This window comes from Paenibacillus sp. FSL H8-0315 (assembly GCF_038005365.1).
GTDB lineage: Bacteria > Bacillota > Bacilli > Paenibacillales > Paenibacillaceae > Paenibacillus_AQ > Paenibacillus_AQ odorifer.
In genome coordinates, this window is sequence record NZ_JBBOTA010000001.1 from 4,769,364 (window position 1) to 4,792,165 (window position 22,802).

The 22,802-nt window shown below is 43.6% G+C and carries 19 protein-coding genes, 1 tRNA gene and 1 pseudogene; 13 read left to right on the forward strand and 8 right to left on the reverse strand.

The annotated features are described in order from the left end of the window. Positions 1-67: 67 nt before the first annotated feature. Together MHB56_RS20795 and MHB56_RS20800 are read right to left on the reverse strand one after the other, a co-directional pair. The gene (locus MHB56_RS20795; protein ID WP_280752609.1) at positions 68-1,213 is read right to left on the reverse strand and encodes a response regulator; all 1,146 of its coding nucleotides are present in this window, start codon (positions 1,211-1,213) and stop codon (positions 68-70) included. Positions 1,214-1,296: 83 nt separating this feature from the next. Next, entirely contained in the window at positions 1,297-4,395 is a 3,099-nt protein-coding gene (locus MHB56_RS20800; RefSeq protein WP_341143948.1) for an ATP-binding protein, read from the reverse strand. 103 nt (positions 4,396-4,498) lie between these two features. On the opposite strand from MHB56_RS20800, the gene MHB56_RS20805 reads away from it, so the two are divergent. The 4 genes from MHB56_RS20805 (at position 4,499) to MHB56_RS20820 (ending at position 7,211) form a co-directional block, all read left to right on the forward strand. Further along, entirely contained in the window at positions 4,499-5,080 is a 582-nt protein-coding gene (locus tag MHB56_RS20805) for an RNA polymerase sigma factor (protein ID WP_076125482.1), read from the forward strand. Then, entirely contained in the window at positions 5,077-5,529 is a 453-nt protein-coding gene (locus tag MHB56_RS20810) for an anti-sigma factor family protein (RefSeq protein ID WP_038569222.1), read from the forward strand. Before MHB56_RS20805 ends, MHB56_RS20810 begins: the two co-directional genes overlap by 4 nt. A 75-nt stretch (positions 5,530-5,604) precedes the next feature. Next, positions 5,605-6,102 carry a hypothetical protein gene (locus tag MHB56_RS20815; protein ID WP_076125480.1) on the forward strand — a complete coding sequence of 166 codons (498 nt, stop codon included), beginning with the start codon at positions 5,605-5,607 and terminating at the stop codon, positions 6,100-6,102. Between the two features lie 17 nt (positions 6,103-6,119). Further along, positions 6,120-7,211: a DUF4097 family beta strand repeat-containing protein gene (locus tag MHB56_RS20820; RefSeq protein ID WP_341143949.1), complete on the forward strand. Its 1,092-nt coding sequence runs from the start codon at positions 6,120-6,122 to the stop codon at positions 7,209-7,211. A 76-nt stretch (positions 7,212-7,287) separates the two neighbouring features. On the opposite strand, the gene MHB56_RS20825 is transcribed toward MHB56_RS20820, so the two are convergent. Further along, entirely contained in the window at positions 7,288-8,268 is a 981-nt protein-coding gene (locus tag MHB56_RS20825; RefSeq protein WP_076273450.1) for an aldo/keto reductase, read from the reverse strand. A gap of 226 nt (positions 8,269-8,494) precedes the next feature. On the opposite strand from MHB56_RS20825, the gene leuB reads away from it, so the two are divergent. The 5 genes from leuB to MHB56_RS20850 all read left to right on the forward strand — a co-directional run bounded on the left by leuB (position 8,495) and on the right by MHB56_RS20850 (position 14,039). After that, a complete protein-coding gene (leuB, locus tag MHB56_RS20830; RefSeq protein WP_036680106.1) occupies positions 8,495-9,577 on the forward strand; it encodes a 3-isopropylmalate dehydrogenase in 1,083 nt (360 codons plus the stop codon). A 181-nt stretch (positions 9,578-9,758) separates the two neighbouring features. Next, entirely contained in the window at positions 9,759-10,298 is a 540-nt protein-coding gene (locus MHB56_RS20835) for a peroxiredoxin (protein ID WP_036680102.1), read from the forward strand. 225 nt (positions 10,299-10,523) lie between these two features. Then, positions 10,524-10,931 (forward strand): hypothetical protein, encoded by a 408-nt coding sequence (locus MHB56_RS20840; protein WP_036680100.1) that lies wholly within the window; start codon positions 10,524-10,526, stop codon positions 10,929-10,931. Between the two features lie 391 nt (positions 10,932-11,322). Continuing rightward, positions 11,323-12,426 carry an ATP-binding protein gene (locus tag MHB56_RS20845; protein WP_036680098.1) on the forward strand — a complete coding sequence of 368 codons (1,104 nt, stop codon included), beginning with the start codon at positions 11,323-11,325 and terminating at the stop codon, positions 12,424-12,426. Between the two features lie 107 nt (positions 12,427-12,533). Further along, a complete protein-coding gene (locus tag MHB56_RS20850) occupies positions 12,534-14,039 on the forward strand; it encodes a leucyl aminopeptidase (RefSeq protein WP_341143950.1) in 1,506 nt (501 codons plus the stop codon). Positions 14,040-14,137: 98 nt separating this feature from the next. Here MHB56_RS20850 and MHB56_RS20855 read toward each other — a convergent pair whose 3' ends face one another. From MHB56_RS20855 to MHB56_RS20870, 4 genes are all read right to left on the reverse strand, one after another. Then, positions 14,138-14,284, reverse strand: coding sequence for a hypothetical protein (locus MHB56_RS20855; protein ID WP_172628785.1), 147 nt, complete (start codon positions 14,282-14,284; stop codon positions 14,138-14,140). A 103-nt stretch (positions 14,285-14,387) separates the two neighbouring features. Next, a complete protein-coding gene (locus MHB56_RS20860) occupies positions 14,388-14,567 on the reverse strand; it encodes a FeoB-associated Cys-rich membrane protein (RefSeq protein WP_038569228.1) in 180 nt (59 codons plus the stop codon). A 44-nt stretch (positions 14,568-14,611) separates the two neighbouring features. Next, positions 14,612-16,624, reverse strand: a complete 2,013-nt coding sequence (feoB, locus tag MHB56_RS20865) for a ferrous iron transport protein B (RefSeq protein WP_076185412.1) — start codon at positions 16,622-16,624, stop codon at positions 14,612-14,614. Then, positions 16,621-16,863 carry a FeoA family protein gene (locus MHB56_RS20870; RefSeq protein ID WP_036680093.1) on the reverse strand — a complete coding sequence of 81 codons (243 nt, stop codon included), beginning with the start codon at positions 16,861-16,863 and terminating at the stop codon, positions 16,621-16,623. The genes feoB and MHB56_RS20870 overlap by 4 nt, the downstream gene beginning before the upstream one ends. A 238-nt stretch (positions 16,864-17,101) precedes the next feature. On the opposite strand from MHB56_RS20870, the gene MHB56_RS20875 reads away from it, so the two are divergent. The 4 genes and pseudogenes from MHB56_RS20875 to MHB56_RS20890 all read left to right on the forward strand — a co-directional run. Next, positions 17,102-18,061: an aldolase catalytic domain-containing protein gene (locus MHB56_RS20875; RefSeq protein WP_170914180.1), complete on the forward strand. Its 960-nt coding sequence runs from the start codon at positions 17,102-17,104 to the stop codon at positions 18,059-18,061. 244 nt (positions 18,062-18,305) lie between these two features. Then, positions 18,306-20,432 (forward strand): putative bifunctional diguanylate cyclase/phosphodiesterase, encoded by a 2,127-nt coding sequence (locus tag MHB56_RS20880; RefSeq protein ID WP_076192986.1) that lies wholly within the window; start codon positions 18,306-18,308, stop codon positions 20,430-20,432. 64 nt (positions 20,433-20,496) lie between these two features. After that, a tRNA-Gly gene (locus tag MHB56_RS20885) sits at positions 20,497-20,570 on the forward strand. Positions 20,571-20,717: 147 nt separating this feature from the next. Beyond that, a pseudogene (locus MHB56_RS20890) lies at positions 20,718-20,981 on the forward strand (cation diffusion facilitator family transporter); the annotation flags it as partial. 316 nt (positions 20,982-21,297) lie between these two features. Here the strand turns inward: MHB56_RS20890 and MHB56_RS20895 are convergent. Next, positions 21,298-22,653, reverse strand: coding sequence for a dipeptidase (locus MHB56_RS20895; RefSeq protein WP_036680069.1), 1,356 nt, complete (start codon positions 22,651-22,653; stop codon positions 21,298-21,300). Between the last annotated feature and the right edge of the window lie 149 nt (positions 22,654-22,802).

The following is a 22,802-nucleotide window of genomic DNA, read 5'->3' on the forward strand; positions in this document are numbered from 1 at the left end:
GAAGGTAATAATAAAGACACCCGGTTTTATCCGGGTGTCTTTATTATGTCTTGATAGGTTATTTAGCTCATCGCACTCTATGGTTAAGCTGTTCCCATTGCTCGTACCATTGCTCAACGCTGGCTGGAAGATTAATGTTAAGCTCCTGCTGGAACAAATCCTTGAGCAGCTTGTACTGCTCTTCCACAGCGGAACGTTCTCCAATGCTGTCGTAGACCTTCATTAATCCTAAATGCCCTTGTTCAAAATAAGGCTGTAGCTGCACTACTCGTTGATAGACAGTAACGGCCTCGGCAATTCTGTTGCTTTCTATATAAAATTGGGCTATGCCCATTGCATGGTGCAGCCAAATGGTACGAAGGCGTTGCCGCTCACTTTCAGCCCATAAATAATCATAATCGTCATAGTAATCTCCAGAATAAAGCTCGAATAAAACTTGATGCTCCGCACAATTAACTTCACTGATGGTTTCCAGAGCCAGGATACCCTGTTCCCACTTATCTACATCAATCAACATTGATCCGGTTTCAAGGGTATAGCCTTCCCCCCCGCTAAGGTTGCTGATATGCAGGTCGACTTCATTCTGCTTTAAGCATTGCCGGACTTGATAAATTGTTGTATAGAGATGGGTAGAGGCCTTTTTCAGATTGAAGTCTGGCCACAGCAGTTCAATCAGCATGTCTTTACTTACGAAGCGGTTGCGATTATGGAGCAAAAAGGCAAATAACTCTTGGGCCTTAGAGGTTCTCCAACGCAGATTATTCAGAGATTGTCCGCCTCGTTCAAAACGAAGCGATTGAAGACAACGAATGGTTACCTCTTCTTTTGCAATTATGAGTTTTGGTGCAAGTGACAATCTTTCTTCTAACCGCTGGACAGCTTTCAATAGTCGGTCATTTCGCACAGGCTTCAAAATATAATCGAGCGCATTAATCTCAAAAGCCTCCACAGCATAATGGTTATACGCGGTAACGAAGATAATATTTGCATTTGGACAGGCCTCTTGGAGCATCTCCGCAGCTTGAAGACCATTAATTTCAGGCATTTCAATATCAATAAAAATAACGTCAGGATGATAAGACGGAGCCTCTAGAATGGCCTGTGAGGGGTCCGTATAGGAAGCGGCTATATGTAAAGATGGTATTTTTTTTAACATAAACTCTAATTTCACAAGGGCAAGCCGTTCATCGTCAACTAATATTGCCTGAATCATTATTAATCACCACTCAGATATAGTATTTTAGCCAAAATACGTCGAATCCTTACTTGATATTTCGGTTCACAATAGTTTGTCTGTTAATCAGAAAGTTTTCGAAGCGGATTTTTTTTGTCAGAAGGAATAATAAAACTCACAGAAGTTCCTTTCCCTTCGGAGCTTTTAATCTGCAGCCCTTTTCCGTAGACCCGCAGCAGCCGTTTATGTGTATTTAAAAATCCGATTCCTCTTTCATCATTAGACGGATTGCTGAGCAACTGCTGGAGTTGTTCGTTTTTCATGCCTTGGCCATTGTCTGATATCGTGATTTCAATATCGCCAGCTTGTTCCTTGATGGTTATGGACACCGTTCCTCCTTGGGAGCGACTCAAAATACCATGCCGGACAGCATTTTCAACCAGTGGCTGTATAGTCAGAGGCGGCAGCTGAAAATGCAAGCTTTCCTCATAATCCCAAAGAATGGTCATCCTATCTTCAAAGCGCTCCTTCTCTATGTAGAGGTAGGCATGAACAAGCTCAAGCTCTCGTTCAATCGGTATCATAGGCTCAGCATTCAGGAAATTGAAGCTTAAACGCAAATAAGAGCTGAAGGCATCCACAAGGTGACTCATTCTATTAATATCAAAAGAAGCCAGCGCGGATATTGAATTTAATGTGTTGAACAAGAAATGTGGTTGTATTTGCGCTTGAAGATAGGCAGCTTCCACACGAAGCCGTTCGTTTACGGACTGTTTTAGATCTGTTAAGGAGCGTACACGGGCCTTCAGCTCTATTGCATTCATAGGCTTCATTACATAGTCATTTGCACCTGAAATAAAACCGGTATAAATATCTTCCGCTTGGCCTCGTGCCGTCAGAAGCAGAATGGGAAGCTCAGCAATGGTGTAACGTTCACGAATTCTATGCGCCAGCTCATACCCGGACATTTGTGGCATCATTACATCTGTAATAATTAAATCCCACTGAACGGTATCCAGCAATAGTAAAGCATCGTTTCCGCTGGTCACCGTAACGATTTCATAGTCCTTGATGGAAAGTACGTTGGTAAGTATTTTTAGATTAACCGGATCATCATCTACAGCCAGAAGCTTGGGTCTCCTTCCATGGTCTGATGAAACGATACCCGGTGCGGTTAATTTGGATAAAGTGATCATAGATGGCGTGTCTGAGAATTCAGTTATAGAGGGCAGTTCTGAACTCAATACCCGGCTGGTTGAATCGTATAATGGCATTGTGAATGTAAAGGTAGTACCTTCTCCAAGTGTAGAGACTACACTTATTTTCCCGCCGTGAAGTTCAACTAACTGCTTGCTGGTGCTTAATCCAAGCCCGATGCCACCGCTAACTTCGTTCATGCTGGAATCGCCCTGTTCATAGGGCTGGAAAGCTCTGAGCAACGTCTCCTCGTTCATGCCAAGACCCGTATCCGTAATATGAATCTGCGCCGATTTTTTATGAATATCTGCATGGATTTTTATCGTGCCTACAGTCGTATATTTAACAGCATTTTGAAGCAGATTGAACAAGATCTGAATGAGTCTTTTTTCATCAGCCACAATAGAAGGGAATGAATCTGGTATTTCTGAGATTAAGGTTAAAGATTTCCCTTCCGTTAAGAATTTGAGCATATCAAGCACACCCACTGCGAAGGATTGGATCTTAAGTTCTCTGAGCTGCAATTGTATATTGCTTTCACGGAGCTGGGATTGATCCAGCAGATCGTCTACCAGAAGAGACATACGTCTTCCAACGGTAATGAGCAGTTTTAAATTCTCAGCATTTTGATGCGTTACAGTGTCACGCTCGCTGTCCAGGACAGTTTCGGCAATGTTAATGATACTGTACAGCGGATTTTTTAATTCATGTGAGGTGTTAGCCAAAAAAGCATCCTTTTGTGTAACACTTCTCTGCAGGCTGTGCGCCAGTTTTTCTGTCTCCTTGGTATTCCAGTGATATCGCTTAAATCCAAAAGTCGCAAAGCACAAAAAGGCGATAATTAGATCAAAAGGATAATAGGTAACGTTAACCCAGTTATAATTCTTGAACATTCCCCAAAGTGTGCTGTTAACGATGGCAAACATAGATAACAACAGGAAAATAGAGCCTTCGTAATTTTTAACAATAGATCTCAGAAAAAGAATTACGACACCTAATGCTAAAACTAATAAATTTATGCCGAAAATCAGTGTGTGAAATTCATAATAGTGAACAACGGGTCCAAATAATATGAACAGGATGTCTACTACGGACAGGATGGTTAGGATACGAATACTTTTTATTTTTAAATCCGTGAACAAAAGATGTTTGCTTGTCTGCAGGATAAAAATAAATACAGCAATATAAGAGATGTAAAATAGTTTGAAATTCCATTGATAGTTCAAGGGAAATACGTGCAATAGAAGCCTGTCATCATCTATGAGTACGGTAGTTATAGCGGATATTACCAGTAGAAAAAAATAGATCAACATCTTTTGCCGCAGCCCAATTATATATAAAATAACAGCATATACAGCGTGCAGTATTAGAACAACACATAATAGCAACTGTAGGCTAATAGAGAGCAGTCTTTCCTGTGTTAAAGCTTTTTCGCTGCCAAATACAATCGTTTTAGAAATTCCTCCCGTTTGGGAAAAGGAATAGTTGGCTACATGGATCACAATTTCAAGTTCACTTTTATCGGTTGTAAAGGATACTGAATAAGGCAGTATGTACGGAATATAGTGTTCTTTACTCTCAGCAGGAGTGCCAGAGCTGTCCAGCCGTTCACCGTTGATATACACTTCTGAAGAGGACCGAGCTCCGGAAATTAGAAGACTATAGGATTGCTTCTTATGATTATCTGTTAGGACACGTAGCCGATAGGAGCCGTAGCCATAAGCAGATTTATCGCTATCGCTAAGGGCATCTTTCCAGTTCCCCGGGACTTGTATATATTTTGCAGGAGCAGCAGTTACAGATTGTTCGTTGAATGAAGGAAGCAGCATACCCGGATAGAACTCCCACTGCCCACTTAAAATAAGGAGTTTGTCCTGATTCCATTGTTTATCCCGTAAATCCAACACACCATTGATCAGTGGTGGTTGTGTGGTGTGCGGAGAAATCTTTACCCATAGGATACGGAATCCAGTGAGTATAATAAGAAACAATGCGATAATTAAGAAGAGTTTTCTTTTAGTCATAGTAGTTAAACATTATTCGACAACAAACTATATATTCCTCTCTTCAGCCTATTTCAAAAAATCCAAAAAAATTTATGTATAGGTTGCAGGGGAGAACGATTGGTTGGCGTCTAACGTTATGAAGGTGAAGGAGGGGAGAAAGCTGGAAGAGGCAGAATGGATTGCTGCTGTGCTGAACGGTCAACATCAAGCCTTTGGGCATTTGGTGACACGTTACCAAGGCATGGTATACAGAGTATGCGTCAAAATCACAGGAGAAGCCGAATCGGCCAAAGATATGGCCCAGGAGGTTTTTATAAAAGCATATAAAGCGCTCCCCTCTTTCAGAGGACAATCCTCCTTCTCGACATGGCTGTATCGGATTGCCTACCGAACCTGTCTGGACTGGAAACGGGCCAACGATAGGGAGTGGAAGTACCGAAGTGCAGCTGATTACACAGAAAATGATTGGGTAACGTCTCAAACTCCGGAGCATGAGGTACTTGAGCAGGAAACATCAGCTGAATTAGGAGAGAATGTGAACAGTCTGGCGGAACCGTACCGGTCGGTCGTCCAGCTGTACTATTTTCAGCGGAATTCCTATCAAGAGATTGCAGAGCAAAAGGGAGTTTCCGTGAAAACAATCGAATCGCAGCTTTATCGAGCCAGACAGATGATGCGTAAACAAAGGGAGGAATGGCGATGAATTGTGCAATAGTGAAGGAATGGATGCCACATTATATAGACGGCCTACTGTCTCCAGAGATGGAGCTGAGTATCCGATTGCACATAGAGTCATGTCCTGATTGCGCAGAGTGGCTGGAGGAAGCCAAAGCAATGTCGGAGCTGTGGTCGGAAATGGATGCTGACAGAGAACAGTTGCAGGCGCAGATGGACTTCCCGGATCTCGCAGCAGATGTTATGACACATATTGAGCAGCTCGAAACAGGGCGCAGATCACGAGCGACTAAGGCAACCAATGTAAGACGTCGTTCTGCCCCAAAAACCTCATGGATTCATTATGGAGTGGCTGCTTGCCTCAGTTTGTTATTGTTGCAGTTTGGGGTATTTGAGAATTTGGCCTATGGCATTACCGAAATAAACGGCCATATGTCGAATTCAGTAACCCAGTGGTTTGGTGGCTTTGGGAGATAGTAATAAAATAATTGATCATCAATAGATGTTTAAATTGGCTAAAGTTTTGCTACCCAAATTTTAGGAGGATGTATTATGATTAAGAAGAGACGTTGGCTCACTTTTATGCTGGCTATGATACCTGGAGTAGGTCATTTGTACTTAGGCTTTAAAAAGCAGGGTTTACAGTTTATGATCGGGGCCTCCTTATGTATAATGTTTATTCCGTCCGAGCCCTTGATCTTCCCGTTTGCCCTGGCGGCGCTGTGGTTTTATCAGTTGTTTGATGCCCTGCAGAAGGCGGCTTGGATGAAAATAACGGCTGCTGAACACGAACGAATGATGTTTCATCCAGACAGCTTCGGAGCCCCTTGGACCATGGGTATGTCCTCTATGCCTGGATATCCACATGAAGAGATCAATCCAGCTTGGGTGGGAATCGGCTGTGTTGTTGCTGGGTTCCTTATGTTGGTAATCACAGCTTTCCCTACCCTTTGGGATATGCTGACTGAGATCAACATCGGCACGATCTTATTATCAGTGGGTCTGATTGCGTACGGACTGAAGATGTTAAGGAACAATACGAGAGCATAAGAAACGGGGATTTAACTATGGGGAGATGGAAAATAGGAAGTTTCACAGCAGCCTTGGGCTGCATTGCCCTTGGTGTCATTATCGTGATGGCTCAGTATGATATGATCAGCTATGAGGTGCTTGGTTTTTTATGGCCGGCGTTGTTGGTCTTATTCGGACTTGAGATGTTGATTAGACTTTTTATCAAATCCGATGTCAAAAGCCGTGTAAGCGGCTGGGCCATCCTGTTAATTATTGTACTGATCGGAGCAAGTGCTGCTCAGACAGTAATGGCTGGAGGTTCACTCAGCAATCTGATCGGTAATACACATCTAACTCCGCTTAGTGGGAATGTGGAAGTGAAAGAGAATATTACGACGCTCAAAATCGTACTTCCAAGTGGAAAAGTAAAGGTTGAGGGTGTAGCTGGAGGCTCTTTGGATTATGAGGGGAGTTTACTGCTGCCTGGAAACTCGCAAAGTGATGCTGAAAGTGCGCTGGAAAAGAAATGGAAGGTTAGTACTGAAGGAGATACACTGATTATGGAGCTTGATACCGATCATAATTGGTTCTCTAATATTCAGTTTGGATTCAATACCAAAAGTCCTTATTTAAATATAAGTGCACCCAATAACCTTGCTGTTGAGGTTGAGACAAGTGATGGCTCTATAGAAGCCTGGAATCTTAAGTCAGGTATAGAGGTTGAGACAAGTAATGGTGCATTAAATATTCATGATATTGTCGGCGAAGTGGATGCACATACCAGCAATGGGTCACTATCCGTACAGAATATCCAAGGTGAAGTTGAACTTGTGAGCTCTAATGGAGCCATAGTATTGGATAACATTGATGGGGCGTTGTCAGCCAAGAGCAGCAACGGCAAAATTACTATAAACTCAGCAGTGACCGGAAACTGGAAATGTACATCCAGTAACGGAAAGATTATAGTGGGCTTGCCGGCCGTGTCGGATGCGAAAATTATTGCAGATACAAGCAATGGCTCGCTGAAGGGGAATGTACCCTGGGATCGGGACGGCGATAGCTATGGTACCGCTGTGCTTGGTAAAGCCACGTATACTGTGGATTTAAGCACGAGTAATGGAAGTGTGACCGTGGACACAGCTGAATAAGTATGAGTAAAAGGGAGCTGAGGCTTCAGCGAATGGATTCTGCTGAGGCCTCAGCTCCTTTTGTGATAGAACTTACCTACCAAGCATAGGCTTTAGGGGCTTCACCGCCGGGTCCAGGGAATATTTCATCTAGTCGTTTAAGCACAGCTTCATCTAGTACAATCTCAAGACTGCGCAGCGCACTCTCAAATTGCTCCAGTGTGCGGGGGCCGATAATAGGAGCTGTTACAGCAGGATTAGCCAGTAGCCAAGCAAGAGCGACATTATCCTGTGGTTCTCCCAGCTCCATACATAAGCTGGCAAAAGCCTCAAGCTGGCTCTTGTGCTGCTCTACACGATCTGCATTTCCGCCACTTCGGCTGCCCTCTATTTTTTTGAGTGCATTTCTTCCGAGCAGACCTCCATCGAGTGGGCTCCAAGGAATAATACCTAGCCCCAGATGGCGAGCGGCTGGCAAAACTTCAAGTTCAGGAAGCCGACAGGTCAGACTGTATTTATGCTGCTCTGAGACTAGTCCAAGAAAACCACGAGCCTTAGCTTCTTGTTGAGCTACGGCGATATCCCAGCCTGCGAAGTTACTGGAACCGACATAACCAATCTTGCCTTGATTCACAGCCAGCTCGAAAGCCCCCCAGAGCTCTTCCCAGGACGTACTGCGGTCTATATGATGCATCTGGTACAATTCAATATGATCGGTCTGAAGACGCTGCAGGGACCCTTCAAGATGGCGGCGAATGATATATGAGGATAATCCTTCTTCATCATTAGGACCATCAAGCTTATCATTCATGGCTCCATAAACTTTGGTGGCTAGTACAACCTTTTCCCGCCGCCCGCCGCCTTGTTTAAACCAGCGTCCGATAATGGTTTCAGTCAGGCCAGAATTTTCGCCCCAGCCGTAAATGTTAGCGGTATCAAAAAAATTAACACCTGCATCCAGTGCAGCGTCCATGATGCGGAAGGCTTCTTTTTCATCCGTCTGTGGGCCAAAATTCATCGTTCCTAGACATAGGCGACTGACCTTCATGCCGGATTTGCCAAGCTTTGTATAATGCACTTCGCATTCACTCCTTTGATAGATGACTTCATAGTAATTGTAAACATCTTCAGAACTAAGAGCAAATATGCTCAGCATTCACGGTGGTGTTCTGATTCTTACTGTTTATAGGCTATACCTATCAGCTCAATAGAATCTATATCTTTGTCCTTTACGACTGGGTATGATACAACAATATAAAGAAGAACTATGTCTGTTAGAGCAGAAAACTTGAGGAGTGACTGAGATGAGTGAAGTTAAAAAAATCGCCGTTATCGCAGGGGACGGTATTGGACCAGAAGTTGTAGCAGAAGCGGAAAAAGTATTGAAAGTAACAGAAGAAGTATTCGGTTATGCCTTTGAAACAGAGCATGCATTATTTGGCGGTATCGCTATAGACGAGAAGGGCACTCCGCTGCCGGAAGATACACTTGAAATCTGTCGTAGCGCAGATGCTGTGTTATTGGGTGCTGTTGGTGGACCGAAATGGGATAATAATCCAAAGGAACTTCGTCCTGAAACCGGACTGCTCGGAATTCGCAAAGCACTGGGGTTGTTCTCCAACCTGCGTCCAGCTGTCGTATTTGACTGTCTTAAGGATGCTTCGACTTTGAAGCCTGAAGTCCTGGAAGGCACAGATCTTATGGTAGTTCGCGAACTGACTGGCGGGATTTATTTCGGAGATAAATTGCGCCGTCAAGGAGAACATGGTGAAGAAGCTGTGGACACCTGTGTATATAACGTAATGGAAGTAGAACGAATTGTCCGCCAAGCTTTTGAAATTGCCGGCAAGCGCCGCAATAAACTGGCGAGTGTTGATAAAGCGAATGTACTTGAAACTTCACGTTTGTGGCGTGAGGTTGTGAATAAGATCGCTCCAGAATATCCGGAGGTAGAGGTAGAGCATGTACTGGTTGATAACTGCGCAATGCAGCTGCTGCGCCGTCCATCTAGCTTTGACGTTATCGTTACTGAGAACATGTTTGGTGATATCCTAAGCGACGAGGCTGCTATGCTGACAGGTTCTATCGGTATGCTTGCTTCGGCTTCGATGGGTGACGGCAACTATGGTCTCTACGAGCCCGTTCACGGCTCTGCTCCTGATATTGCCGGACAAGGGCTTGCGAACCCGATCGCAACAATCTTGTCACTGGCCCTTATGTTCCGCTTAACCTTTGGTTATGAGGATGCTGCTGCTGCAATCGAAGCTGCAGTTGCTGCAGTATTGGATGCAGGACACCGTACAAGTGATATCGCCGTGGATAAGAGCAAAGCGATCAGTACAACTGAAATGGGCGACCTGATTGTTGCAGCAATCCGCAAAGCTTAATTATTAGTTTATAATGATTACAAATAAATAATTGATCTAATCTTGACTTTGATTTTGTGCGATGATACCATTTGTTTAGTAGACAAGATATTATCGATTTCTGCAAATTTCAATATATTTCAGTATATTGAGAGATACAAATGGTACTTTTTCTTACATAATCAGAGGGAGGATTCTAGCAATGGCGGAACGTTTAGTAGGTAGACCGGCTCCCGATTTTACTATGGAAACCGTATCAGGTGATGGTAAGGATTTTGGTAAAGTAAGCTTGTCTGATTATCGTGGCAAATGGCTTGTATTCTTCTTCTATCCGCTTGATTTCACATTTGTGTGTCCAACTGAAATCACAGCTCTCAGTGACGCAGCAGCACAGTTTGAAGCACTTGATACAGCGATTCTCGGCGCAAGCATCGATTCGATCCACAGCCACAAAGCTTGGATCAATACCCCTAAGGATTCTAATGGCCTGGGTCGTTTGAATTTCCCACTTGCAGCTGATATTACGAAACAAGTCTCTAAAGACTATGGCATTCTGATTGAAGAAGAAGGTATCGCATTGCGTGGTTTGTTCATAATCGATCCTGAAGGCGAATTGAAATATCAAGTCGTTAACCACAATGATGTAGGCCGCAGCGTGGAAGAAACACTTCGTGTTCTGCAAGCCTTGCAATCTGGTGGTTTATGCCCAATGAACTGGAAGCCGGGAGATAAGAATCTGTAAATTTTAGACCGTTATCATAGTGATCCTTGATATTCTGATTTCTACCTCCTTGCAGAAAATTTTCTGTAAGGGGGTTTTTTGCTCCAAAAGATCTTGTATATCTAAATAGATTTGAAAATAGGCGCGAAAAGTTATATTATGTCCTCGAGTGGAGGAATCTCCATTGGGGTAATGTAATACAATAATAAACAATCAAAGGGTTATTTCTAAGGAGGGCGAACAAATATGAGCTTTTGCTGTGGAGCGAGTATGGTAGGAACAAAGGGGACCCTAAAACATTATCGCACGCAAGTCCATAATGTTCCCCTGCTTTTTTGTCCGGTATGTCATCGTGTGGAGGTTCACTACAAGGTCGAGAATGAATATGAGATCTTAGCGGAATATGCACATGGAGATGGTGTTACCGACGTGGACTTTCAGGACTATGTCATGGAAGACGAAACTGCAATATTCGAGAACGTCATTAACGTCGAGAGTGAAGATCCTCTAGCCGTTGTACGCAATCAAATCGATATGGCGCTTGACCTGCTAGCTGTAGCCAAACAGATTGAGGATACCAAGTGGGAACGGGAATTGAAAAAAAGGTTAGCTGTGATGAGTCAGCGCCGTCTACGCCTGCAACAAAAGGCATAAGTTTATTACTAATTTTTTGGGCATGCCCCATTTTTCCATGTAAGCCTCCGCAATCGCGGGGGCTTTTTAGCTTTTTATAATCCTTTTTAGTTTTTCGTGATCCTTTTTAGATTTTTTTAAATCATTTAGGCGAATAAATAGCGATAAATATAATTTGATGTGATGTTTCATATGTCTTTGGAATCATTTTATGAATTTTTTTACCATTCGACAGTTTCTCCGATTGCGTTGTCTAGTTCTCTTGGATATGATTGGAATATAATTGAACCGGTTGGAAAAAGTGCAACGATTACCGAATGTTCTGGCGGCTTCGTCATACACTCAAATACATAGTAATTTGATGTCGCTTAAGCGTCTTCGTCAAATGCAGTAAAAGGGGGAACTTCGTATCGTGATTAGCCAATATCAAGAAAGTCTTCTATTACCGGGAAGAACCTATCAAACTGGACCTGTGGATACTACATACGAGGATGTTCTAGAGAATATTGACAGCGGAATCATGCTTTTTGATGAAGAGGGAGTTATAAGTTTTGTAAATAAGCAAATGTACGGGATGCTTGAGCTTACCCGTCACTCTCTTGTGGGCTGCACATTTTCCCATCTGCTGTCTAATGTTCGACTGAGCCGTTCCAAGAAAAAACAAGTACTGCAGAGCTACAGAGAGATGGTATACAAAGGAAAATCAAATTATGAGTTTCTAGACGAGTATGGCCGTTACTGGAAGGTTACTTTATGCTGCGGAGAGCAAATGAAAGGCTGTTATTTGTTCACTGTCAAGGAAATCTCGGATTATAAGTTAATCGAACAAACGGCTTACCAGAACGATAGCTTGGCTATGCTAGGCAAATTATCCGCATCTATTGCCCATGAAATCCGCAATCCGTTGACCGCGATCCGGGGATTTATTCAACTGCTTCATCCATACTTGCATCAACTGGGGAAAGAGGAATATGCCAAGATTATATTGGCCGAGATCGATCGTGCGAACGATATTATCCATGAATTTCTGTCCTCCTCTAAGCCGTCAGTTCCGCAGGTGGGGATGATACCCGTGTCCGCATTGCTCAAGGAGGTTGTTCTCCTTACAGAGAGCGAAGCTTTAATGAAGGGCTGCCAGATCAATCTTCATCCTCTTCAAGAGGACATGGTGATTTCTGGCGATGTCAAACAGATGAAGCAAGTTGTGCTTAATATGATTAGAAATGCAATGGAGGCTGTAGCGGATCGAGAAGATGATTCGATGGGGAAAATCGAGGTTGGTGCCCGCAGAGAAGGCTCTGAGGTCCGTATGTTCATATCTGACAACGGTAAAGGAATGGATATTCGTACACTGGACAGGTTATTTAATCCTTTCTTTACTACCAAAGAGAATGGTACAGGATTGGGTCTTTCCGTAAGTGACCGCATCATCAAAAATCATGGCGGATGCATTTCTGTTAGCAGCAGAGTTAACGAGGGTACTCATTTTGTGATCTCTTTGCCATTAATCCATTAGAATAAGTAATAAGAGGCTGATCCCTGCGGATAATACAGATGCGGAGATCAGCCTTTGCTTATGTTACAATGGGTGTTGGTTTGGGGAAACAAATGGAGGGAATCACAATGAATATAGAATACAACAGTGGTGTTGCCAACAATGTGCAGGGTGATGCCCTTATCTTTATTATTTCTGAGTCTGAGGTCGAAAATGGAGGCTTTTCCGAGGGCTGGGATGACAGAATTCGCCTATTGGGAAAGGCAGGTTTATTTAAAGGCAAGCTTAATCAGACTTATGTACTACCTGCTGAGAATTCATCTGGTTGTCCTGTTGTTATTTTGGTTGGCAGGGGGGACCAACTTCTCACGACTGAGGATCTAAGGCAAATGGGGGCTCAGACAGCCCGTGCAGCACTTCGTTTGAAGGCGCTCAAGCTGGTATTTGAAGTGCCGGAAAAATTACAGGAGCTTACCGTAGAGAAGGATGTGACTTCTATTGCTTATGCGCTGACGGAGGGGCTAATGCTTGGTTCCTATCGTCGGGCTACCTATAAGCAGGTGCAGTCTTTTTATACAGGCCCAACAGCAGTTGTTTTCACTATAAAAGAGAAATTAGAGGGTACTGCCGGGCGGGATTGGACTCAAGGCATTCAGAAGGGGCTAGCTTTCGGTGAGGCCACGAATTTGGCGCGGAGCTTGACCAACATGCCTGGTAATCTATTGACCCCCTCAGACCTTGCTGTGGCCGCTATAGAGATTGCTGAGCGATATGGCTTTCCTTCTGAGGTGCTGGACGAACGGGAAATTGAGCAAAAAGGAATGGGCGGATTACTCGCCGTCGGAAAAGGAAGTGTAAACCCTCCACGAATGATCGTCATCCGTTATCAGGGGACAGGGAATTGGGATAATGTAGTGGGGCTTGTAGGGAAGGGAGTTACCTTTGACACCGGCGGGATCTCCTTAAAAAGAGCACCAGGTATGGAAGAGCTGATTAGTGATATGGGAGGGGCAGCGGCTGTACTCGGAGTAATGGAGGCGCTTGGCCGCTTACGTCCACGAATTAATGTCGTTATGGTTATTCCTTCTGCGGAGAATATGCCATCGGCCAATGCTTTTAAGCCTGGAGATGTTATTACCTCCATGAGCGGACGAACGATAGAAGTGTTGAATACCGACGCTGAAGGCAGAATTGTCCTAGGAGATGCGCTGACTTATGCTCGGGAATGGGGAGCGAAACGTATTATCGATGTAGCTACGCTGACAGGCGCTGTGTTGTCCACTTTGGGAGATATAGCAACAGGTGCTGTGACTAATGATGAAGCGTTTCTGGAGCGATTTCTGACCGCTTCAAGCTATTCAGGGGAAAAGGTCTGGCAGCTTCCGGCATACCCGGAATTTCGTGAAATGCTAAAGAGCGAGGTTGCCGATATCCGTAACACTGCTGGAAGATATGGTGGAGCTACTACAGGCGGATTATTTGTAGGTGAGTTTGCTGAGGGCTTGCCATGGATTCATCTAGATATTGCTGGCACTGCATATGTATCTAAAGAACGTGGAGTTAATCCTAAGGGAGCAACAGGTGTCATGGTTCGTTCTATCATTCAGTGGCTGCTGAGCGAAAGCGAGATCTAAACATCCGGGGAGCTGTCCGTTCTAAACAACAAGGGGTGTTCCCTAAACCAGACTCTGGTTTAGGGAACACCCCTTTATTGAAATCCAAGAGCAGAAGCTTAAACAGTACCACTGGATTTTTTGGCCTTCGATTGGGAAGTGTAGGATTGAATGCCGTTCATAATTTTATCGCGAGTTCCCTTATTCTTCAGTAAATATACTGCTCCCAATGCGACTGTTGTAAATAATGTCTTTTTGGTATTCATAGGAATTACCTCCTTGGTATTGTCTGTAGTTGCTTATAACAAACATACCCGTTAGTTAAGGAGGCTAAACGATAAATCTCTATTTATTGCTCGTTTTACAAGCTTACTTCTTGTTGTTAACCGGTGTTGAACAACAAGAAAGAGGGGAATCCATCGATGCTGCCGAGCAGCTTTTTCCTTTATCACAGCCTGCACAAGCGCCCTGCTTCCCCTTTTGCACATGTCGATAGATGGTCCAGCCAGAATAACCGAAAATTAAGGCGACAATCACAACATTTATCATAATGGTACCCCACTTTCATCATGAGAATCTTATAATTTACAAGTCTACGACCATCCTAATAACCGTCCGCCTTGAAAAATAATTAAAGATACGATATACGCCAGAACGAGAGAATACCCCATGGAGAAGAAGGTCCATTTCCAAGATGCTGTTTCTTTTTTGATCACCCCTACAGTAGCCAAACAAGGAATATATAGCAGGATAAAGGCCATAAAGCTGATCGAACTCAATGGTGTGAAGACTTGAGAAATTTGATTTTCTAAACCAGCAGCATCTGGTGCATGATAGATGATATTCATGGTAGAGACTACGACCTCTTTTGCCAAAAAGCCCGGAACCAATGTAGAGCCAGCCTGCCATGTTCCGAAACCAAGCGGTGCCAGTAGCGGTGCGATCATACCTCCAAACTTAGCCAGGAAGCTGTGATCCATGTCCACATCAAACCCGCCAGGACCCGCATAAGACATAAACCAAATAATTGCTGAGCCTGCAAGAATAATAGTTCCAGCTTTTCGCAGGAAACCTTTGCCCTTTTCCCAAGTGCTGCGCGATAAGGTCTTGATCTGCGGCATACGATAAGGTGGAAGCTCGATCATGAAAACTGAGGATTCATTTTTGAATAAATATTTAGAGAATACCTTACAAAGAATCAGCGCAAACACAATACCCATCACATACATGGACAGAACTGCTACGGCCTCTTGCGCCGGGAAAAATACTGCTGCGAATAAAGCGTAAACAGGCAGTCTCGCAGAACAGGACATCAGTGGCATTAGCAAGGTGGTCAGCATTCGGTCTTTGGGCTGTTCGATGCTGCGCGCCGCCATTATGGCAGGTACATTGCAGCCGAAGCCAATGATGAATGGAATAAATGCTTTTCCGTTTAGTCCCATACGTTCCATCGTGCTGTCCATTAATAAGCAAACCCGAGCCATGTATCCTGAATCCTCCAAGAAGGAAATGATCAGGAAGAGAATGAAGATTTGCGGGACAAAGACGAGGACGCCCCCTACACCGCTAATTAATCCATCGACGATCAGGGCATGCGTGAAGCTGGATGCTCCAAGCGTCTGTAGCAGGGAATTGGCTCCATCACTAATCGGTCCGGAGATCAGGCCATCGAGGAGATCTGATAGAGGTCCGCCAACCCAGTCAAATGTGGTCTTAAAGAGAGCATACATAAAGAAGATAAATAAGGGCAGTCCTAGAAAACGATGCGTCAATATGGAATCTAATCTTTCTGTTAAGTTATGAGGCTTCTGCGTTGTTGTATCAAGTACAACCTCACAAATGAAGTGGATATAATCCATCCGCTGTGAGCGAATCCATTGGGGGAGCGTCAGGGCCAGCTTTTTGATCTGTAGCTCACTCTGACAGGATTCACAGATGTTTAGTAGGCGAGAGGTGTCCATACGTGTCTTTAGAAAATGAAGAATAACCGGATTCTGCTCCATAAGCTGTAGAGCAATCCAGCGGTGATTGGGTAAGTCCTTGATAGGAAGTAATTCCTTTTCTATAGAAGATATCGCATGCTCTACAATCTCACCATAGTTCAACTTGAACTTTACAGCGGGAATCGCAGAGGATTTCTCTAAAATACTGAGGACTTGTGCGCAGCCTTTTCCCGTTCTTGCAACAAGCGGGAGGACAGTTATACCCAGTCGTGATTGTAAGACTTCATGATTGATGCGAATTCCACGTGCATTGGCGACGTCAATCATATTCAGTCCGAGTAAGGTAGGTTTGCCATACTCAAGTAATTGAAGCGTGAGCAGCAGATTTCGTTCCAGCTGTGAAGCATCCACGATATTAATTAAGGCTTCAGGAGATTCTTCTATTAAATACTGGGCAGCAACTCCCTCATCACGTGAGAGTGGGTGCAAGGAATAGATGCCCGGCAAATCAATGAGCTTGCCAGCGCCGTTCTTCAGGCTGCCGATCTTCTTTTCTACCGTTACCCCTGACCAGTTACCAACATATTCGTATGAGGAGGTCAATGTATTGAAGAGAGAGGTTTTACCTGTATTGGGGTTACCTACAAGTGCTATTGAACTCAAGACACGTTCACCTCAATCAATGAAGCTTCCTTCCGGCGGATGGCGAACAGTTGTCCATTGCATTCCAAGGTAATAGGTCCTAAAAAAGGTCCTTTTCCTTTCAGGCGAATGCTCACACCCTCGGACACTCCAAGATCAGCCAGACGACGACGCAGGATGGGGTTGATTCCTTCTATTTTATGAATATATCCGGTCGAACCCGGTTGTAGTCGCAGTAATGAGCAAGAGGTAGAAGCCATTTTTATCCCTCCAAAAGAGACTGATAATCAATCTCAATGATTTTCTTGTAATGTAGCATTTTTAGGGCTTATTTACTGTGATCATTGTCGCTGACACGATGTGGTAATAGCATTAAAGAGAAGAAGATGAAATTCCTTTACATTTTATTCTTCATTAAAGTATGATTATACGATATAAATTGCATAGTAAAGCTATATTCGCGGTTATAATGATTGCAATAGTTGAAGGGAGATAATTATGAAGACTAATCAATGTAAGATTGTTGACTGCACCATCCGAGATGGGGGCCTAGTGAACAACTGGGATTTTAGTGTGGAATTTGTACAAAACTTATATGCCGGCTTGAATGAAGCTGGTGTTGATTATATGGAAATCGGTTATAAAAATTCACCAAAATTGCTCAAAGGAGCAGAGGGTGCCGGACCATGGCGTTTTCTGGACGATGATTTCCTGCGTAAAGTGATTCCGCAAAAAGGTCACACCAAGCTATCTGCTTTGGTTGATATCGGCCGCGTGGATGAGAATGATATTTTGCCCCGCAGCGAAAGTATGCTGGATTTGATTCGTGTGGCATGCTACAGCAAAGATGTAGAGAAAGCCTTGCAATTGGTACAAACTTTCCATGATCTAGGCTATGAGACAACGATCAACATTATGGCTTTGTCTAATGTTATGGAGAATGAATTGTTGGAAGCTTTTGAAATGATCCGTGAGAGCGTTGTTGATGTGGTATATATTGTAGATTCATACGGCAGCTTGGATCACAATGACATGAATTATCTGGTTGAGAAGTTCAAGACACATCTGCCAAACAAACGTCTAGGCGTACATACTCACAATAATCTTCAGTTGGCGTTCTCCAACACGTTGATTGCTGCTGAGAATGGTGTAGAGTTACTGGATGCTTCTTGTTATGGAATGGGACGAGCTGCAGGAAATTGCCCTACAGAGCTGTTAGTAACTCATTTGAAGAATACACGTTACTCCTTGCGCCCTGTGCTTGATATTATTGAACGCCTGATGATTCCTTTGCGTGAGAAAGAGGAGTGGGGCTATATCATTCCTTATATGATCACAGGTACACTTGATGAGCATCCACGTTCAGCAATGGCACTTCGTGCATCTGCAGACAAGGATAAATCCGTTGATTTTTTTGATAAGCTTACAACACCAGAAGTAACCTTTGGTGACAAATAAACTTGAGTTTCTTAGAAGCACTGAACCCTTTCGTAGGGGGAAGTGCTTTTTTGGTTGCCTGCTAGCAGAAAATGGTTTATATTTATGCAAGATTTATGAATATATAACTTATAAACGCGCCTTCCATTTGAATGCCCATAAAAGAAATGTAACTTAAAAGTCCTATCCCGCCGATATTTATACATAGGACATAACTATACTTGAATGTTAATTAATAGATATTATTTTCAGACGCGAGGGACTTATGAGACAAGAAGAGAAAAAGACAATTCAAGCAGCTGCTGTAGGCGCCTTGCTGTTCCTTTTAATTCAAATTTTCCATACATCGCTTAACCGATTGGACGATTGGGATATTATTTCTTCTCTCTATCTCATTGTCGGCTGCTGTAATGTTGCTTTTGGATTTGCAATATTTGCACAGGGCTGGTTATTCTTCTCTAGCAGATTATCTAAAGGAAGATTATATGCCGCCGCTCTTTTTGGTGGAATATGTATTATTGATTTCTTGCATACACTGGGTTTTGTCGGCGTCCCGTTGATTTCATCATTCATAACTTTTGAAGAATCGTTGTGGCTGCGAACCCTCTCACGACTAATCAGCGGTTTAGGAATGTTGTTTATTTTTAGCAGGGAAGATAAGCCCGTGTCTGTCTCTGAAAAAAGAAAATTGTTTAGAATAGCCTTCATGTTGATTGTGCTTTCCATTGTTTTGTTTATTTTCAGCCACTCGGCATTGCCTCAGTTATTAACTAAGCCTTGGATGAATCCATTGAAGCAGATTGCTGATTTAGCAGTTCTTTTTGTTTACTTGGCAGGTGTTGCAGTTATTGTATTTCCTGAAAAAAGTGAAAAGTCAGCCTCACTGCTTATTATTATTCGAGCACTTATCTTTTTCTCTTTGGGCCAAGCCTTTTTTATGAGTCCATTCAGTAGTGGCAATATAGATGATCTTTTTGGAATGGTGTGTAGCGGAGTTGCTTACTACTTGCTGCTTACTGGAGTATATCGTCTGACGATTGAAGAACCTTTTTACGAAAAGCAGTTGGCTGAGGAGCGGATCAATTATTTAGCCTATCATGATGATTTAACGGGACTTCCCAATAGACGTCGTCTGACGCAGCGTGTAGAAGAGATGATTATTGCTGGAGAGAAGAAAACGAGCGATAAATTCTCAGCGTTAGCTATTATGAATATTAATCATTTCAAGAATATTAATGACTCCCTGGGCCATTTTGCCGGAGACCATTTATTGAAGCTGGTGTCTGAGCGGCTTGTGAATGAGGCCAAATCTACTGAAGAGCTTTATAGTATGGGGGCGGATGAGTTCGCTTTTCTTATGATGGAGAGAGCAAGTCTTGGAGAATGTTTGGTACGAGCTACGGAGCTGCATCGATTGTTTGAGGTACCTATTGCCTTAGAGTCGGGGGAGTACCATATTTCGCTTAGTATGGGGTTAAGTATTTATCCCGGTGACGGTGAAACTGCGGAACATCTGATTCAGAATGCTGATACGGCTGTACATAATGCCAAGGAACAGGGAGTGGAGATTCGCCGGTATATCCCAGCTATGCAGATGAAAGCAAAGGAACGTCTAAAGCTGGAAAATGACCTCCGCAGAGCGCTTGAACGCAATGAATTCTTTCTGGTGTATCAGCCAAAGGTTTTGCTGGAGACGGAAGAGATCGTAGGAATGGAAGCTCTGCTCCGCTGGAATCATCCGAAACGTGGTCTGGTCTCTCCTGCGGAATTTATCCCGTTAGCTGAGGAGAGTGGACTCATTGTTCCGATTGGGGAATGGGTACTCAAAACAGCTTGTCTGCAGAATAAAAAATGGCAGCTGGCCGGCTATGTGCCGATTTGCGTCTCCATCAACCTATCTATGCGGCAATTCCTTCAGCCTAATCTAGCAGGGAGGATTCATACCATCTTAACCGACATTGGATTAGATCCATGTTATGTCGACCTTGAGATTACTGAGAGTATGACCTTGGATAAAGAAACAGCCTTTGATCAGCTGAAGCGTCTGAAAGAGCTTGGTGTCTTCATCAGTATTGATGATTTTGGTACAGGCTACAGCTCCCTGCATTATCTAAAGAACATGCCGATCGACAGATTGAAAATCGACAGGTCGTTCGTATCAGAGGTTATGGAGGACAGCAACAATGCTGCTATAGTCTCTACAATCACTTCTATGGCGCATCATTTGAAGCTGAAGGTTACAGCTGAGGGTGTTGAGAACAAGGAGCAGCTGCAGTTTTTGCGTGAGCAGCATTGTCATGAAGCTCAAGGATTTCTGTTCAGCAAACCTATTCAACCAGCAGAGTTTGAGGCGATATTTTTAAAAAAGGCACCCCTCGGCGCTTCCCTGTAAACTAAAAAAATGTTGATTTTTACTTGTAGAGATGATACAATAACTCTTGTATTCACTTTCTAGTGCGGGTGTAGTTCAATGGTAGAACTTCAGCCTTCCAAGCTGATAGCGTGGGTTCGATTCCCATCACCCGCTCCATAATTCAAACTTCCAAATCCTTGCGATGCAAGGGTTTTTTTATATCCCATCAGCCTATTAATGGTTGGTGGGATTTTTTTGTTTATGCTATTTGCCTAATGGAAAAACTTTAATATAGCGTACTTTTAAGAAAAGGTTGTGAAACTTTTGAATGGTGCAAAGATTGCGTTCCTATCTGTACTTAGTAATACATTTATCGTTTCTTTAAAGCTTATGGTCGGAGTACTTACAGGTTCAGTAGCAATTATCTCGGAAGCGATCCACTCCTCCTTAGATTTAGTTGCTTCGTTGATTGCTTTTTTCTCGGTCCGATGGTCGAGTCGCTCTGCGAATAAAGCTCATCCTTATGGTCATGGCAAAGTGGAGAATATCTCAGGGACGATTGAAACGTTGCTTATTTTTGTTGCTGGAGATATTACATGAAGGATAATAATTGTGATTAAGCACAGAGTTTCTCTGCTATTTCAATATTTTGTATTAAGTGATATGGTGATTATATCTCTTTTATATTCATTCTATATGGGGGACGGATAATGATCGCTTATTTAAGACCTTTAATAATAAGTAGCTCAGTTAAAAGCCTGATTTTTCTTTTAATAATAATGGTGATAGCAATGGTATGGTGGTTTTATAAATGGACTAAGCAATGATGCTCTTTTGTTTGGCCGCATACTAAAAAGCCAGGCTCCCAATTTAGGGAACCTGGCTTTAATTGTTTGTAGGGAGCTTATACAGTCTTTAGGAACTCAACAATGGTGAGTAATCCCTTGTCGAAGTTCTCCAGGTTAAAATGCTCATCCGGTGCATGCAGGTTCTCATCATCGAGACCAAAGCCCATCAGAACGACAGGTGCTTCCAGTACACGGGAGAAGCTCTCCATGATCGGAATGGAGCCGCCGTCTTTGGTGAAGAGGGCACGGGTTCCATATACTTTGCCATATGCGTCTGCTGCAGTTTGCAGAATAGGATTCGACGGATCGATGTTAAAGGCACGTGCCTTCTCCATTTGCTTAACATGCACTTTCGCTCCGGTCTGAATATTAGCCTTCAGATGTGCTTCAACGGCATCGAGGATATGCTGTGGATCCTGATCGCCTACTAGGCGGCAGGTAATCTTCGCATGGGCTTCTTTAGGGATAACCGTCTTACTGCCTTCCCCTTGGAAACCGCCGTATACGCCGTTAAGCTCAAGCGTAGGACGAGCGCCAATCCGTTCTACAAAGGAATAACCTTCTTCCCCGTATAACGATTCCAATCCAAGACCTTCGCGGATTTTATCTTCATTCACACCTTGCTTCACGAATTCTTCCCGCAGCATTGGGGAAAGTTCAGGAACACCATCATAGAATCCGTCTACAGATACACGTCCTTTGTCGTCATGAAGCGAGCTTAGTAAAGATACTAGGGCATGCAGTGCATTCGGAACACCGCCGCCGTAAGAACCGGAGTGCAGGTCTGTCAAAGCGGTAGTTACATCAACTTCAAGGGAAGCTAGTCCACGTAGCCCAGTGCAGATGGCAGGACGACCGCGTTCCAATAGGGATGTATCGGAGACTAACACCGCATCCGCAGCGAGCTTTTCTTTATTGGCCTCAAGGAACGGAGGCAGATTCACACTGCCGATTTCTTCTTCACCTTCGATGCAAAGCTTGAGATTCACAGGAAGAGTACCTTCTTGTTTCAGGATCGCCTCAATGGCTTTGAGGTGAACGAATACTTGTCCTTTGTCATCTGTTGCTCCGCGTGCATAAAGCTTGCCATCACGAATCTCTGGTTCAAATGGAGGTGTGGTCCATAGGTTTAATGGATCTACTGGTTGTACATCGTAGTGACCATACACGAGAATGGTTGGTTTGCCTGGAGCATGAAGATAATCGGCATATATAACGGGATGTCCCGCTGTCGGATGCAACTCAATGTTCTCAAGTCCGGCTTTTTTCAGGGTGTCTGTCAGCCAATGGGCTGCCTTCAGTACATCGTCCTTATGTTCAGATAAGGCAGAAATACTTGGAATTCTGAGCCATTGTTTTAGTTCTTCGAGATGTTCATCCCGGTGGGTTGAAAAATAAGTTTCGTATGACATAGTGAGTATGTACCTCCTTAAGTTTTGCTGCGCAAAACCGGCTTTGTAAGCGCCTGGGCATAAGCTTATTGGCCATGCGTGACCGTCTTGTTTAGCATTCTATAGGAACCATTATACTGGAGAACTCACTATGGATCAAAAGCGATGGG

Excerpts from the sequence above, each read along its gene's own strand:
- MHB56_RS20795 (WP_280752609.1), bottom strand. The coding sequence starts at position 1,213 with ATGATTCAGGCAATATTAGTTGACGATGAACGGCTTGCCCTTGTGAAA.
- MHB56_RS20810 (WP_038569222.1), top strand. The coding sequence starts at position 5,077 with ATGAATTGTGCAATAGTGAAGGAATGGATGCCACATTATATAGACGGC.
- leuB (WP_036680106.1), top strand. The coding sequence starts at position 8,495 with ATGAGTGAAGTTAAAAAAATCGCCGTTATCGCAGGGGACGGTATTGGA.
- MHB56_RS20820 (WP_341143949.1), top strand. The coding sequence starts at position 6,120 with ATGGGGAGATGGAAAATAGGAAGTTTCACAGCAGCCTTGGGCTGCATT.
- MHB56_RS20875 (WP_170914180.1), top strand. The coding sequence starts at position 17,102 with ATGAAGACTAATCAATGTAAGATTGTTGACTGCACCATCCGAGATGGG.
- MHB56_RS20870 (WP_036680093.1), bottom strand. The coding sequence starts at position 16,863 with ATGGCTTCTACCTCTTGCTCATTACTGCGACTACAACCGGGTTCGACC.
- MHB56_RS20880 (WP_076192986.1), top strand. The coding sequence starts at position 18,306 with ATGAGACAAGAAGAGAAAAAGACAATTCAAGCAGCTGCTGTAGGCGCC.
- MHB56_RS20895 (WP_036680069.1), bottom strand. The coding sequence starts at position 22,653 with ATGTCATACGAAACTTATTTTTCAACCCACCGGGATGAACATCTCGAA.
- MHB56_RS20855 (WP_172628785.1), bottom strand. The coding sequence starts at position 14,284 with ATGAATACCAAAAAGACATTATTTACAACAGTCGCATTGGGAGCAGTA.
- MHB56_RS20850 (WP_341143950.1), top strand. The coding sequence starts at position 12,534 with ATGAATATAGAATACAACAGTGGTGTTGCCAACAATGTGCAGGGTGAT.
- MHB56_RS20815 (WP_076125480.1), top strand. The coding sequence starts at position 5,605 with ATGATTAAGAAGAGACGTTGGCTCACTTTTATGCTGGCTATGATACCT.
- MHB56_RS20800 (WP_341143948.1), bottom strand. The coding sequence starts at position 4,395 with ATGACTAAAAGAAAACTCTTCTTAATTATCGCATTGTTTCTTATTATA.
- MHB56_RS20835 (WP_036680102.1), top strand. The coding sequence starts at position 9,759 with ATGGCGGAACGTTTAGTAGGTAGACCGGCTCCCGATTTTACTATGGAA.
- MHB56_RS20860 (WP_038569228.1), bottom strand. The coding sequence starts at position 14,567 with ATGATAAATGTTGTGATTGTCGCCTTAATTTTCGGTTATTCTGGCTGG.
- MHB56_RS20840 (WP_036680100.1), top strand. The coding sequence starts at position 10,524 with ATGAGCTTTTGCTGTGGAGCGAGTATGGTAGGAACAAAGGGGACCCTA.